Genomic DNA, 13,397 nt, shown 5'->3' on the forward strand with positions numbered 1-13,397 from the left:
GGATTTACTCAAATGGCAAAAGAAAAATACGAACGTACGAAACCGCATGTTAACATTGGTACTTTAGGACACGTTGACCACGGAAAAACAACTTTATCAGCTGCAATCGCGACTGTATTAGCTAAAAACGGATTCGGTGAAGCTAAGGACTATGCTTCAATCGATAACGCTCCAGAAGAAAAAGAACGTGGAATCACAATCAACACTTCTCATATCGAGTATGAAACTGCTAACCGTCACTATGCACATATTGACGCTCCAGGACACGCGGACTACGTTAAGAACATGATCACTGGTGCTGCTCAAATGGACGGTGCGATCTTGGTTGTATCTGCAGCTGATGGCCCAATGCCACAAACTCGTGAGCACATCTTATTATCGCGTCAAGTAGGAGTTCCTTACTTCGTAGTCTTCTTAAACAAAGTAGACATGGTTGACGATGAAGAATTATTAGAATTAGTTGAAATGGAAGTTCGTGACATGTTATCAGAATACGACTATCCAGGAGATGACATTCCAGTAATCGCAGGTTCTGCTCTTAAAGCTTTAGAAGGCGACGAAGCTTATGAAGCTAAAGTATTAGAGCTAATGGAAGAAGTAGATGCATATATTCCAGAACCAGAGCGTGACACTGACAAGCCATTCATGATGCCAGTCGAAGACGTATTCTCTATTACTGGTCGTGGTACAGTTGCTACAGGACGTGTTGAACGTGGACAAGTTCGTGTAGGTGACGAAGTTGAAATTGTAGGTATCGCTGAAGATACTATGAAGTCTACAGTAACTGGTGTAGAAATGTTCCGTAAGATGTTAGACTATGCTGAAGCAGGGGACAACATTGGTGCATTATTACGTGGAGTTACACGTGATGATATTGAGCGTGGACAGGTATTAGCAGCTCCAGGAACTATTACTCCACATACTAAGTTCGAAGCGGAAGTATATGTACTTTCTAAAGAAGAGGGTGGACGTCATACACCATTCTTTACTAACTATCGTCCTCAATTCTACTTCCGTACAACTGACGTAACAGGTGTTGTAGAATTACCAGAAGGAACTGAAATGGTTATGCCTGGTGACAACGTATCTATGACAGTAGAATTAATTCACCCAATCGCTATCGAAGACGGAACTCGTTTCTCAATTCGTGAAGGTGGACGTACTGTAGGTGCAGGTACTGTTACTAAAATTAATGCTTAATTAAATATTAAGAACAAAAGCCAAGCAAAATACTTGGCTTTTTTATTTTAGATTAATGTTTGTTGTATCAAGCTTAATCATGCTATACTAAAAGTAAATAAAATTTAGAAAGGGGAATGACGATGGATTTTAACAGTGTTGTTAGCTCTATTCCTGGAATAATAGGCTCATTACTTTTATTAATAGCAGCATTGATTTTGGCGCATTTTGCGAGAAAATATGCGATTAAGGCTATGGAGAGTATCGACTTTGACTTGAAATTACAAAAATGGGGGTTAGCTAGAACCGATGAGGAATCTAATGCCTTCTTAGAAACAATAGGCACTTTATTATATTTTATTATTGTACTTTTCTTTGTACCTTTCATTTTAAATGGATTAGGATTGGCAGGGGTTGTTGATCCAATATCTAATATGTTTGCGAAGTTTTTTGCTTACATTCCAAACATTATTGCAGCCGTTTTAATTATATTCATTGGCAACTTATTCTGTAAGTTTGTTAAACAGTTAACGCAAAACTTACTAGAAGGTTTCAATTTAGATAAGTGGTATAGTAAGATGACGGGGCAGGAAGAAAAAGAAAGAGTCAATGATACACATCTAGCTGAAGTGTTTTCGACCGTTGTTTATGTCTTAATATTTATTCCGATTTTAACAGTGGCCCTTGAAACACTAGGTATTCAGACTATTTCAGCACCGATTGTCGGTGTATTAAACTCTGTAATGTCAGCAATTCCTAATATAATTGTGGCAGTTATTCTTGTTTTTGTCGGTGGCTTCATTGCAAAATTGTTAGGTGATTTATTAGAAAGCCTATTAAAGACATCTGGTATCGACCAATATTCAAAATATTTAAATTTTAAAGGTGAAAGCCATATCCAAATTTCAAGCGTGATTGCTCAAGTGGCTAAATCACTATTACTTATTTTCTTTATTGTCGAAGCTATTTCAGTTCTTAACTTAGAAGTATTAAATGCGATAGGCACTTCTATTATTGCCTACATCCCTGATGTAATAGCTGCGGCGTTAATCTTAGCGGTAGGAGTAATTGGTGGTAATATTCTTGCAAGCTTTTTGAAAGAAGTTTCTGGTAGTAAAGTATTTGGAGAATTTGTTCGTTATGCTATTATTGTATTGGCGATTTTCATGACATTGAACCAATTAAAGTTTGCTCCAACAATTGTTAACGCGGCCTTTATTATTATTCTTAGTGCGGTAGCTGTTGCCTTCGCTCTTGCAGTTGGAATAGGTGGTAAGGATTTTGCTGCACGTCAACTAGAAAATATTGAAAAAAGCATTGAACACGAAGAAAAAGAAGAAGAACAGCAAAGATTCTAAAACTAATCAAAACAAAAAGCTCGCTATTCTTAATTGAATGAGCGAGCTTTTTTGTGATTGTAATTACGATTTATTGAATCAGTCGATTATAGTGACCAATGATTTGTTCAGATAACTCTTCAATCGATTGATTCTCTACATTAATCACGGTGGCACCTAGTTGATGATATAAATCATCTGCGAACATCAATTCTTGCTTTACTCTCTCAAGTGAAGAGTAAGTAGCTTTTTCACCTAACCCCATCATTTCGACTCGTTTTTTACGAATGTTTTGGATATATAGAGGAGAGGCAATCAAACCATATATTCTTCGTGAATCAGCCTGATAGATTTCATCAGGAATGTGAACTTCTGGAAAAATTGGTAAGTTGGCTACCTTATATGATTTATTAGCTAGGTACATACTTAAAGGTGTTTTGGAAGAGCGTGAAACTCCTAGCAATACAATGTCAGCTAATTCGAATCCTTTACGATTTTTACCATCATCGTACTTCACTGCAAATTCAATGGCTTGAATACGATCGAAGTAGTGATCATCGAGTCGATGTAGGGTTCCTGATTTTTCAGTAGCTGTCATATTTGTTTTTTGTGAAATAAGGTCTAGAATGGGGTGGATTACATTATGATAATCTAATCCGTTTTTCTTTGAGAACTCACTGGCGTAATTTTCTAGACCTTCATCAACTAAAGTAGTGATTAAAATCGCATTCACTTTAGCAGCCTCTTCAAGTATGGGTTTTAATTCATCCCGGGTGTTAATAAATGGAAATCTTTTTAAACTGATGTTGGTTAACTTTGGGAATTGGGCTAAAGCGGCGTTGGTAGCGCGTAGGGCTGTTTCACCGACAGAGTCGGAAATGACATAGAATTTGTAAGAATTGGTTACTGACATATTATTCCTCCGATTGGCTTAATTCAACCAAAAGATTCACGATATGAGTTTTTGATACTTTGCCAAGTATTTCATAGTCAGCGGTTACGATTGGCAGTGAATCAATCTGGTGTTCAGATATTAGGCGTGCCGCATCAAGCACCGTTTGATCGGGTTGAGCGACAATAATATTTGGCATTCTGGTCATTATAATGGTTAAGGGTGTATCCATTAACTGACCAATCGCTGAGCGGAGTAAATCCTTACGCGACACGATACCTGCTAGCTTGTGGTCTTCTTCATCAATTACATAGATAGAACCAGCATCATACATAAATAAGTGAGTAATTGCGTTTTGGACTGTAGTATCAGGTGTAACTGTGATAGCCTGGACCATAATATCTTTAACAAGATACTCTGAAAATGCTTCATATAATAAGGATTTTTCAGTTAATCCAGAATAAATATAGCCTACTTTTTGACGAGCATCGAGGATGCCCGTCATGGTTAAGACAGCGAAATCACTACGCAATGTTGATTTTGTTAAACCAAGCTTACTAGCAATTTCGTCGCCGGTGATTGGTTCATTTTCTTTAACGATTGAGATGATTTCTTCTTGTCGGGGTGAAAGTTTCATAGTTCCCCTCCTAGTTAATTAATTATACGTTTTTAATAGCGCTTTGTGCAGCGGCTAATTGTGCAATTGGTACACGGTAAGGTGAGCAAGATACATATGAAAGCCCTACTTGGTGGAAGTGTTCAATGGAACGAGGGTCTCCTCCTAGTTCTCCACAAACACCAATTTTCAAGTTTTCTTTCACGGATCGTCCTCGTTCTACAGCTATCTCAACAAGTTCTTTAACAGCAAAAGTATCAATAGTTTGGAAAGGATCATCTTTTAAAATGCCTTGGTCAAGGTATTGATTTAAGAATTTACCAGCGTCATCTCGTGAGTAGCCAAAGGTTAGTTGAGTCAAGTCATTGGTTCCGAACGAGAAGAATTCAGCGTCATTTGCTAATTGATCGGCAATTAAGCATGCACGAGGTGTTTCAACCATTACTCCAACTGTAAATTCCATACTTACCTTTTCTTGCTTTAGAACATTTTCTAAGTGTTCTTTTATTTTTGCTTTCAAGTGAATTAATTCAGCTTGACTACTCACTAAAGGAATCATGATTTCTGGTTTAACTTTAACACCGTCTTTTGCTACTTTCATAGCTGATCGGATAACTGCTTCTGCTTGCATGATATATAAGTCAGGGTAGGACATTCCCATACGACAACCACGGTGGCCCATCATAGGGTTAACTTCCTTCATAGACTGAACCCGGTCACTCAATTCAGAAGCATCAATTTGAAGTTGTTTAGCAACTTGTTTGATTTCATTTTGACCATGCGGTAAAAACTCATGTAAAGGAGCATCTAACAAACGTACTACCACTGGTTTTTCTTGCATTAACTCAAAGATATGTGAAAAATCTTCGGTTTGGAAATTACGGATAGCATCTAAAGATGTTTGACGATCAGCAGGGTTTTTGGCAAGTAAGAATTTGCGGATGGCTATTAGACGGTCTTCTTGGAAGAACATATGTTCAGTTCTAACTAGTCCAATACCAACTGCTCCAAAACGTAAACCGTTTTCAATATCTGAAGCTGTTTCGGCATTCATACGAATAGCTAATTGAGCATGCTGACGAGACCATTCTAAGACCTTATCTAAGTCTTCATTTGCTCCGCCTGCAACTGTTGGGATTTCACCGATGTAAAGACATCCTGTCGTACCGTCTACAGAAATGATATCTCCTTCATTTAGTTGACCACCAGGATAAGATAAAGTCTTCTTATCTTCATTGATGTCCAATTCACTACAACCAGCTACACAGCATTTACCCATTCCGCGAGCAACAACCGCTGCATGAGAAGTCATTCCTCCTTGACTGGTTACAATGCCATTAGCAGAGTTCATACCCACAATATCTTCAGGTGAAGTTTCATGACGCACTAAAATAACTGATTTGCCAGCATCTGCCCACTCTTTTGCAGTGACTGCATCAAAAACGATTTGTCCAGTTGCAGCACCCGGACTGGCTGGCAAGCCCAACTTAGAAACTAATTCAGCTTGATTTAGAGCATTCGGATCAAAGGCAGGGTGTAGCAATGTATGGAGGGATTCTGGATTAATAGTTAGAAGGGCTTGGTCGGGTGATAAGATGCCTTCATTTACAAAGTCCACCGCAATTTTGACAGCTGCTTGAGCAGTCCGCTTGCCATTTCTTGTTTGCAGAATATACAATTTTTTATCCTCAATCGTAAACTCAATATCCTGCATATCCGAATAGTGCTTTTCAAGTTTCTCAGTTAATTCTATGATTTGTTGATAGATGTTAGGGAATTGGTCACGTAGACGATTAATTGAAACAGGGGTACGTATACCAGCAACTACGTCTTCTCCTTGTGCATTAGTTAAGTACTCACCGTATAATTCGTGCTTACCGTTTGCGGGATTACGTGTGAAGAGAACACCTGTACCAGAAGTTTCGCCACTATTACCAAAGACCATTTCTTGGATGTTAACAGCAGTACCTAAGTCATCTGGAATATTGTTTAAGCGACGGTAAACAATAGCCCGTTGATTATTCCAAGATTTGAAGACAGCTTCAACCGCTGCGTAAATCTGTTGGTAAACATCTTGAGGGAATGGATGGTTCAATTCTTCTTGATAGATAGCTTGATAATCTTTAACAATTCCTTTAAGGTGTTCAGCTGTCAATTCGTAATCATAGTGCAAATGATTGTCTAATTTAACTTGCTTAAGAATTTTTTCAAACTTAGCCATATCGATTTCATAAACGACGTTCCCATACATTTGTAGAAGACGACGATAACAGTCGTATGCGAAACGTTCATTGTTGGTGATTTGAGCTAATTTTAAGACATTTTCATCGTTAAGCCCTAAGTTTAATATAGTATCCATCATACCTGGCATAGAGATTTTTGCTCCAGAGCGAACGGAAACTAATAATAATTTTTCTGGATCATTAAAGGTCTTGCCTGAGATTTCTTCAAGATGGCTCACGGCTTCGGCAATTTCATCTTTAAGCTCAGTTTTTAACCCCTTAGCTTCCTCTAAGTATTCCAAACATGCTTGAGTCGAAATAGTAAATCCTTGGGGAACAGGGAAGCCTAGACTAGTCATTTCAGCCAAGTTGGCTCCTTTACCGCCTAATAGATCCTTCATTTTGGCATTTCCTTCACCAAATGCATAAACACGTTTCATCAACAAACCTCCTAAAAATTTAAGTAGTGCAACTTATCGTATTATATAATGCACACTATTACTTGTCAATCTAAAATAAGCCACAAAAATTATTGTTTTTAACGCTATGTAAGTTTAATAGTGTTGCTTATTTAAACGCTAAAATGTTTAATGAAAGCACATGATAAAAAGAAGGGTAAAAATTGTCTTATTTTCGAGAGAATGGTAAAATATAGGCGTACAATTAGCTTGTGAAAAAAATAATTTGGAGGCAGAAATATTTATGAAAGTGATCATCATTGGAACAAACCATGCTGGAATAGCAGCGGCAAATACTTTGTTAGAAAATTATCCAGAGCACGAAATTGTGATGTTGGAACGTAATTCAAATCTTTCTTATCTTGGCTGCGGAACAGCTTTATGGGTAGGTCGTCAAATTGATGATTATAAGGGTCTTTTCTATACAAACGAGGAGGCTTTCGCTAAAAAAGGAGCCCGAATTTATACTGAAACTGAGGTTTCTAACATCGATTTTTCGAATAAAAAGGTATACGCTCTGAAAAAAGATGGCGAAAAACTTGAGGAAAGCTATGATAAATTAATCTTAGCTACAGGATCATTGCCAATCACTCCTAAATTCCCGGGTCATGATTTGGAAGGATTACACTTCTTAAAATTATTCCAAGAAGGACAAGCGGTTGATAAAGCCTTAGCAGATAAAGGGGCAAAAAATGTTTGTGTAATTGGTGCAGGTTATATCGGTGTCGAAATTGCTGAAGCTGCTAAGAGACGTGGAAAAAACGTTCGCATTTTTGATGCTGAAAAAACTTCACTAGCTAGTTACTATGATCCTGAATTCGCTAAGATGATGGACCAAAACTTAGAGCGTAATGGCATATCAACACATTTTGGTGAATTAGTTCAAGAATATATCGGTGAAAACGGTAAAGTTAAGGCTGTGAGAACAGATAAGGGCACTTATGAAGCAGATGTGGTAATTAATTCAATCGGCTTCCAAGCGAATACCGAGTTAGGTAAAGACCATCTCGACTTATTTGAAGGTGGAGCATATCTTGTAGACCGCCATTTTAAAACATCAGATGATGATGTCTATGCGATTGGAGACTGTGCCAGCAATTACTCCAATGCCATTCAGGATACAACATACATTGCCTTAGCTTCTAATGCGGTTCGATCAGGTATTGTTGCAGCTCATAACCTTGCAGGTACTGAGTTGGAAGGAGCTGGTGTACAGGGATCAAACGGAATTAATATTTTCAACTTAAAATTAGTCTCAACTGGTTTGACGTTAAAGGCAGCTGAACTAGCAGGTGTTGATGTAGACTATGTAGAACATGAAGATACACAATTTCCCGGATTTATGCCTGAAAATCATCAAGTCAAAATAAGAATTGTCTATGAAAAGACAAGTCGTCGGATAGTAGGGGCTCAGCTAGCTTCAGATTACGATGTATCTTTATTAATCCATATGTTTTCACTAGCTATTCAAGAAGAAGTTACGATTGATAAGTTAGCCTTATTAGATACCTTCTTCCTACCTCACTTTAACCAACCGTATAATTACATTACTGTGGCTGCTTTAAAAGCTAAAAAACAATTAAAGTAAGATAATTTAAAATCCTCTATATAATAAGGTAGCAATTATGTTTTTCTAGGAAAATTGATATTAGTTTTCCTGCAGCTAAAAAAACATAAAAGCTATCTTTTTTTATAAATACTCAAGAAAGCTTTGATTATCGCTTGCATTAGCAATCTATCTTCGGTATAATATCGGTTGTGTCAATTGGAGGGTTCTGCCCCGAAATGGGCACAATCCCTCGAGAAGAGGGAGATATGCAGTGAAACGAGAGGTTGTGACACGCCAGGACAAGTTGCCAAGGGCTGGTTTGTTAGAAATTCTTGTGGAGCAAGTCACATATTTTATATTGACGAAGGAGGAAATAAAAATGGCAAATCAAAAAATTCGTATTCGCTTAAAAGCTTATGAGCACCGTGCTCTTGATGTTTCTGCAGCGAAAATAGTTGAATCTGCTCAAAGAACAGGGGCTAAGACATCGGGTCCAATCCCTTTACCAACAGACCGTTCTGTTTATACAGTTATTCGTGCAACACACAAGTATAAAGATTCTCGTGAGCAGTTCGAAATGCGTACACACAAACGTTTGATCGACATCGTTAACCCTACTGCTAAAACAGTAGACGCTTTAATGAAGTTAGACTTACCAAGTGGTGTGGACGTAGAAATCAAATTATAAAAAATAAAATAATGGAGGTGTACTCATGACCAAAGGAATCTTAGGAACTAAAGTCGGAATGACTCAATACTTTACTGAAAATGGTGAATTAATTCCTGTTACTGTTATCCAAGCTCCTGCAAACGTTGTTTTACAAGTTAAAACAGTTGAAACAGATGGCTATGAAGCAGTTCAAGTAGGATACCAAGATTTACGTGAAGTATTGACTAACAAACCACATAAGGGTCATGTAGCAAAAGCTAATGCTACTCCTAAGCGCTTCGTTCGCGAATTTCGTGATGTTGAGCTAGGAGAATATGAAGTAGGGCAAGAAATCACAGTTGAAACATTCGCAGTTGGTGACATCGTCGATGTGACGGGTACATCCAAAGGTAAAGGTTTCCAAGGAGCTATTAAGCGCCACGGACAATCTCGTGGACCTATGGCTCACGGTTCTCGTTACCACCGTCGTCCTGGATCAATGGGTATGGCGTCAGACGCTTCTAAAGTGTTTAAAGGTAAAAAATTACCTGGACAAACTGGTGGCGAACGTATCACTATTCAAAACTTGGAAATCGTATCAATAGATAGCGAAAACAATGTGATTCTTATTAAAGGAAACGTTCCAGGTGCTAAGAAGTCACTCGTTGAAATTAAACAAGCAATTAAAACAGTTAAATAATATCTAAGAGGGGAGGAACGAGCAAATGCCAAAAGTTACATTATTTAAACAAGATGGAACACAAGCAGGAGAAGTTGAATTAAACGAAGCAATCTTCGGAATTGAACCTAATGAAGCGGTAGTTTTCGAAGCAGTCGTAATGCAAAGAGCTTCACTACGTCAAGGGACTCACGCGGTTAAAAATCGCTCAGCCGTTAGCGGTGGAGGACGTAAACCGTGGAGACAAAAAGGAACTGGACGTGCGCGTCAAGGTTCTACTAGATCACCACAGTGGGTAGGCGGTGGAATTGTCTTTGGACCAACACCTCGTTCATACAGTTACAAATTACCTAAGAAAATGCGTCGTTTAGCCTTAAACTCTGTACTATCTCAAAAAGTTATGGATGAGAAGTTAACAGTTGTTGATGAATTAGTCTTTGACGCACCAAAATCAAAAGAATTCAAAGTGGTATTAAACAACTTAAATATTGATAGCAAAACATTATTAATCTTAGAAGGTGCAAATGAAACAGCGTACTTATCTGCACGTAACATTCCAAATGTAAAAGTGATTGATGATTTGAATGTGAATGTTTTAGATGTAATTAATGCGGATCGTATCTTAATTACAAGAGCTGCGCTTTCAACAGTAGAGGAGGCTTTAGCATAATGCAATTATCAGAAGTTTTATTACGTCCAGTAATTACCGAACAATCAATGCTAGCCATTGATGATAATAAATATACTTTCGAAGTTGACCGTCGTGCTAATAAGACTCACATCAAGCAAGCTGTTGAAGCAATGTTTGAAGGTGTTAAAGTAGCGAAAGTTAATACTATTAATGTAGATGGAAAAGCAAAGAGAATGGGACGTTATCAAGGTTTCACTCGTAAGTACAAAAAAGCAGTGGTTACCTTAACAGAAGATTCAAACCGGATCGAATTGTTTGGCGAAGACGCTGAGTAATTCTGGAAAATATTAAAATAGGAGGGTAACGCAGTGGCAATTAAACATTATAAAGCGACGACTAATGGACGTCGTAACATGACTGGATATGATTTTTCAGAGATCACTACAAAAACACCTGAAAAAAGCTTGTTAGAGTCAAAAAAACAACGTGCAGGTCGTAATGGTCAAGGAAAAATAACCGTACGTCACCACGGTGGTGGAAATAAACGTGCTTACCGTGTGATTGATTTTAAACGTAATAAAGATGGAGTAGTCGGAACAATTAAAACAATTGAATACGATCCAAATCGTACTGCTAACATTGCTCTAGTGCATTATGAAGACGGTGTTAAAACATATATTCTAGCACCTAAAGGCCTTAAAGTAGGCCAAAAAATTGAGTCCGGTGACAATGCGGATATCCAAATAGGAAACGCTTTAGCACTATCTAATATTCCGGTTGGTACAGTTATTCACAACGTGGAATTAAAACCAGGAAAAGGTGGACAATTAATTCGTTCAGCTGGTACAAGTGCTCAAGTTTTAGGACAAGAAGGCAAATACACTCTAGTTCGTCTGAACTCAGGTGAAGTTCGCATGATCTTATCAACTTGCCGTGCAACGATCGGAACAGTTGGTAACGAACAACACGAATTGATTAATATTGGTAAAGCAGGACGTTCTCGTTGGTTATCAAAACGTCCAACTGTTCGTGGATCTGTAATGAACCCTAACGATCACCCACACGGTGGTGGTGAAGGTCGTACTCCAATCGGTCGTCCATCACCAATGACACCATGGGGTAAAAAAGCTATGGGTGTTAAAACTCGTAACGCTAAGAAGAAATCTAGCAAATTAATTATTCGTGGACGTAAGAAATAATAACCAATAAATTCTGAAGGGAGGCTACATTGTGACTCGTAGTTTGAAAAAAGGACCTTTTATAGATGAACATTTAATGAAAAAGGTAGAGGCTCAACAAGATGCCCAAAAAAAACAAGTGATTAAGACATGGTCTCGTCGTTCAACAATTTTCCCTAATTTTATTGGGATGACAATTGCTGTATATGATGGCCGTAAGCACGTGCCTGTATTTATCCAAGAAGATATGGTCGGTCATAAGTTAGGAGAGTTCGTTCCTACACGTACATATAGAGGCCACGTTGACCAAGATAAGAAAACTAAGAAACGCTAATAAGAGGAGGTATATAAGATGTCTGAACAAATTACATCTGCTAAGGCAATGGCAAAAACAGTTCGAATTGCTCCTCGTAAAGCTCGCTTAGTAATGGATCTTATCAGGGGCAAGCAAGTTGGAGAAGCAATGGCTATTTTGAAGTTCACTCCAAAAGCTGGTTCACCAATTATAGAAAAAGTATTAATGTCAGCTATTGCAAATGCTGAACATAATTATGACTTAGATTTAGAAACGTTGTATGTAAGTGAAGCATACGTTAACGAAGGACCAACCATGAAACGTTTCCGTCCTCGTGCTAAAGGGTCAGCTTCACCGATCTTAAAACGTACAAGCCACATTACAATTGTGGTATCAGAAAAAGAGGAGGCTTAATTAATGGGTCAAAAAGTACATCCGATTGGAATGCGAGTTGGCATCATCCGCGATTGGGATACTAAATGGTACGCAGACAAGCAATATGCAGACTATTTACACGAAGATATCAAGATTCGTGAGTATCTCTACAAGAAATTAGCTGATGCCTCTGTATCCGTTATTCAAATTGAACGTGCAGCAAACCGCGTTGTAGTTTCTGTTAACACAGCTAAGCCAGGTATGGTAATTGGTAAAGGTGGATCAGAAGTCGACGTATTACGTGCTGAACTAAATAAATTAACCGGCAAACAAGTTCAATTAAACATTGTTGAAATTAAAGAACCAGCATTAGATGCTAAATTAGTTGCAGAAGATATCGCTCAACAATTAGAAAACCGTGTGGCATTTCGTCGGGCTCAAAAGCAAGCCATCCAACGTGTGATGAGAGCTGGCGCTAAAGGAGTTAAAACGATGGTTTCTGGCCGTTTAAATGGTGCGGATATGGCAAGAACTGAGCACTATACTGAAGGAACAGTTCCATTACATACGCTACGTTCTGATATTGATTATGCTTGGGAAGAAGCAGACACTCAATATGGAAAACTTGGAGTGAAAGTATGGATTTGTCGTGGTGAAATCTTACCAACTAAAAATAACTCTCAGAGAGGAGGAAATTAATCATGTTAGTACCTAAACGTGTAAAACACCGTCGTGAATTCCGTGGTAAAATGCGCGGAGAAGCAAAAGGTGGAAAGCAAGTTGACTTTGGATCATACGGTCTAAGAGCTACAGAAACAGGTTGGATTACCAACCGTCAAATCGAAGCTGCCCGTATCGCTATGACACGTTATATGAAACGAGGTGGGAAAGTATGGATTAAGATCTTCCCTCATAAATCATATACAAGTAAAGCTATTGGTGTTCGTATGGGTAAAGGTAAAGGGGCACCCGAAGGATGGGTAGCACCTACAAAACGTGGAAAAGTTCTATTTGAAATTGACGGTGTGAGCGAAGAGATCGCTAGAGAAGCCTTCCGTTTAGCTTCCCATAAATTGCCAATCAAGACAAAATTTGTAAAACGTGAAGAATATGGTGGTGAATCGAATGAAAATTAATGAAATAAGAGAATTATCCACTGCTGAAATGGTTGAAAAAGAAAAAGAATTCAAGCAAGAATTGTTTAACCTTCGATTCCAATTAGCAACAGGACAATTAGAAAACACTGCCCGTTTACGTCAAGTACGTAAATCTATTGCTCGCATAAAAACAGTCTTGCGTGAGCAAGAATTGTCTAAGTAAAAACGACAAAGGAGGCA

Annotated in this window: 16 protein-coding genes; 13 read left to right on the top strand and 3 right to left on the bottom strand. The window is 38.2% G+C overall.

Annotation, left to right across the window (positions count from 1 at the left end):
* Positions 1–12 precede the first annotated feature (12 nt).
* Positions 13–1,200 carry an elongation factor Tu gene (gene tuf, locus ACQV2T_RS00285; RefSeq protein WP_428873231.1) on the top strand — a complete coding sequence of 396 codons (1,188 nt, stop codon included), beginning with the start codon at positions 13–15 and terminating at the stop codon, positions 1,198–1,200.
* Positions 1,201–1,322: 122 nt separating this feature from the next.
* Positions 1,323–2,537, top strand: a complete 1,215-nt coding sequence (locus tag ACQV2T_RS00290; RefSeq protein WP_428875349.1) for a mechanosensitive ion channel — start codon at positions 1,323–1,325, stop codon at positions 2,535–2,537.
* 70 nt (positions 2,538–2,607) lie between these two features.
* Here ACQV2T_RS00290 and ACQV2T_RS00295 read toward each other — a convergent pair whose 3' ends face one another.
* The 3 genes from ACQV2T_RS00295 to ppdK are packed head-to-tail and all read right to left on the bottom strand — an operon-like array spanning position 2,608 to position 6,686.
* Entirely contained in the window at positions 2,608–3,429 is an 822-nt protein-coding gene (locus tag ACQV2T_RS00295) for a pyruvate, water dikinase regulatory protein (protein ID WP_428875347.1), read from the bottom strand.
* 1 nt (position 3,430) lies between these two features.
* Positions 3,431–4,045: a helix-turn-helix transcriptional regulator gene (locus tag ACQV2T_RS00300; protein ID WP_258436781.1), complete on the bottom strand. Its 615-nt coding sequence runs from the start codon at positions 4,043–4,045 to the stop codon at positions 3,431–3,433.
* Between the two features lie 22 nt (positions 4,046–4,067).
* The gene (gene ppdK, locus ACQV2T_RS00305; RefSeq protein WP_428873235.1) at positions 4,068–6,686 is read right to left on the bottom strand and encodes a pyruvate, phosphate dikinase; all 2,619 of its coding nucleotides are present in this window, start codon (positions 6,684–6,686) and stop codon (positions 4,068–4,070) included.
* A 262-nt stretch (positions 6,687–6,948) separates the two neighbouring features.
* Here ppdK and nox point away from each other — a divergent pair, with 262 nt between their 5' ends.
* The 11 genes from nox to rpmC all read left to right on the top strand — a co-directional run bounded on the left by nox (position 6,949) and on the right by rpmC (position 13,380).
* Complete coding sequence (nox, locus tag ACQV2T_RS00310) at positions 6,949–8,292, top strand: H2O-forming NADH oxidase (RefSeq protein ID WP_428875346.1); 1,344 nt, start codon at positions 6,949–6,951, stop codon at positions 8,290–8,292.
* Between the two features lie 340 nt (positions 8,293–8,632).
* Positions 8,633–8,941, top strand: coding sequence for a 30S ribosomal protein S10 (rpsJ, locus tag ACQV2T_RS00315; RefSeq protein ID WP_428873238.1), 309 nt, complete (start codon positions 8,633–8,635; stop codon positions 8,939–8,941).
* A gap of 25 nt (positions 8,942–8,966) precedes the next feature.
* Positions 8,967–9,602 carry a 50S ribosomal protein L3 gene (gene rplC / locus ACQV2T_RS00320; protein WP_428873239.1) on the top strand — a complete coding sequence of 212 codons (636 nt, stop codon included), beginning with the start codon at positions 8,967–8,969 and terminating at the stop codon, positions 9,600–9,602.
* A gap of 25 nt (positions 9,603–9,627) precedes the next feature.
* Entirely contained in the window at positions 9,628–10,251 is a 624-nt protein-coding gene (gene rplD, locus ACQV2T_RS00325) for a 50S ribosomal protein L4 (protein ID WP_428893092.1), read from the top strand.
* A complete protein-coding gene (locus ACQV2T_RS00330; protein ID WP_090289517.1) occupies positions 10,251–10,547 on the top strand; it encodes a 50S ribosomal protein L23 in 297 nt (98 codons plus the stop codon). Before rplD ends, ACQV2T_RS00330 begins: the two co-directional genes overlap by 1 nt.
* Before the next feature lie 33 nt (positions 10,548–10,580).
* Positions 10,581–11,411, top strand: a complete 831-nt coding sequence (gene rplB, locus ACQV2T_RS00335; protein WP_428873242.1) for a 50S ribosomal protein L2 — start codon at positions 10,581–10,583, stop codon at positions 11,409–11,411.
* A gap of 31 nt (positions 11,412–11,442) precedes the next feature.
* On the top strand, positions 11,443–11,724 hold the full coding sequence (gene rpsS, locus ACQV2T_RS00340) for a 30S ribosomal protein S19 (RefSeq protein ID WP_090289515.1): 282 nt from the start codon (positions 11,443–11,445) through the stop codon (positions 11,722–11,724).
* An 18-nt stretch (positions 11,725–11,742) separates the two neighbouring features.
* Entirely contained in the window at positions 11,743–12,099 is a 357-nt protein-coding gene (gene rplV, locus ACQV2T_RS00345; RefSeq protein ID WP_428873243.1) for a 50S ribosomal protein L22, read from the top strand.
* A gap of 3 nt (positions 12,100–12,102) precedes the next feature.
* Positions 12,103–12,759, top strand: coding sequence for a 30S ribosomal protein S3 (gene rpsC / locus ACQV2T_RS00350; RefSeq protein WP_428875089.1), 657 nt, complete (start codon positions 12,103–12,105; stop codon positions 12,757–12,759).
* Between the two features lie 2 nt (positions 12,760–12,761).
* On the top strand, positions 12,762–13,196 hold the full coding sequence (gene rplP / locus ACQV2T_RS00355) for a 50S ribosomal protein L16 (RefSeq protein ID WP_258436790.1): 435 nt from the start codon (positions 12,762–12,764) through the stop codon (positions 13,194–13,196).
* Complete coding sequence (gene rpmC, locus ACQV2T_RS00360) at positions 13,186–13,380, top strand: 50S ribosomal protein L29 (protein ID WP_090289511.1); 195 nt, start codon at positions 13,186–13,188, stop codon at positions 13,378–13,380. Before rplP ends, rpmC begins: the two co-directional genes overlap by 11 nt.
* Positions 13,381–13,397 lie beyond the last annotated feature (17 nt).

Source organism: Facklamia sp. P13069, from assembly GCF_050409405.1.
In the GTDB taxonomy this organism is placed as follows: domain Bacteria; phylum Bacillota; class Bacilli; order Lactobacillales; family Aerococcaceae; genus Facklamia.

Coding starts and splice junctions, on each gene's coding strand:
- tuf (WP_428873231.1), top strand. CDS start 13: ATGGCAAAAGAAAAATACGAACGTACGAAACCGCATGTTAACATTGGT.
- rpsC (WP_428875089.1), top strand. CDS start 12,103: ATGGGTCAAAAAGTACATCCGATTGGAATGCGAGTTGGCATCATCCGC.
- rplV (WP_428873243.1), top strand. CDS start 11,743: ATGTCTGAACAAATTACATCTGCTAAGGCAATGGCAAAAACAGTTCGA.
- rpmC (WP_090289511.1), top strand. CDS start 13,186: ATGAAAATTAATGAAATAAGAGAATTATCCACTGCTGAAATGGTTGAA.
- rplC (WP_428873239.1), top strand. CDS start 8,967: ATGACCAAAGGAATCTTAGGAACTAAAGTCGGAATGACTCAATACTTT.
- rplP (WP_258436790.1), top strand. CDS start 12,762: ATGTTAGTACCTAAACGTGTAAAACACCGTCGTGAATTCCGTGGTAAA.
- ACQV2T_RS00295 (WP_428875347.1), bottom strand. CDS start 3,429: ATGTCAGTAACCAATTCTTACAAATTCTATGTCATTTCCGACTCTGTC.
- ACQV2T_RS00290 (WP_428875349.1), top strand. CDS start 1,323: ATGGATTTTAACAGTGTTGTTAGCTCTATTCCTGGAATAATAGGCTCA.
- nox (WP_428875346.1), top strand. CDS start 6,949: ATGAAAGTGATCATCATTGGAACAAACCATGCTGGAATAGCAGCGGCA.
- ACQV2T_RS00330 (WP_090289517.1), top strand. CDS start 10,251: ATGCAATTATCAGAAGTTTTATTACGTCCAGTAATTACCGAACAATCA.
- rplD (WP_428893092.1), top strand. CDS start 9,628: ATGCCAAAAGTTACATTATTTAAACAAGATGGAACACAAGCAGGAGAA.
- ACQV2T_RS00300 (WP_258436781.1), bottom strand. CDS start 4,045: ATGAAACTTTCACCCCGACAAGAAGAAATCATCTCAATCGTTAAAGAA.
- ppdK (WP_428873235.1), bottom strand. CDS start 6,686: ATGAAACGTGTTTATGCATTTGGTGAAGGAAATGCCAAAATGAAGGAT.
- rpsJ (WP_428873238.1), top strand. CDS start 8,633: ATGGCAAATCAAAAAATTCGTATTCGCTTAAAAGCTTATGAGCACCGT.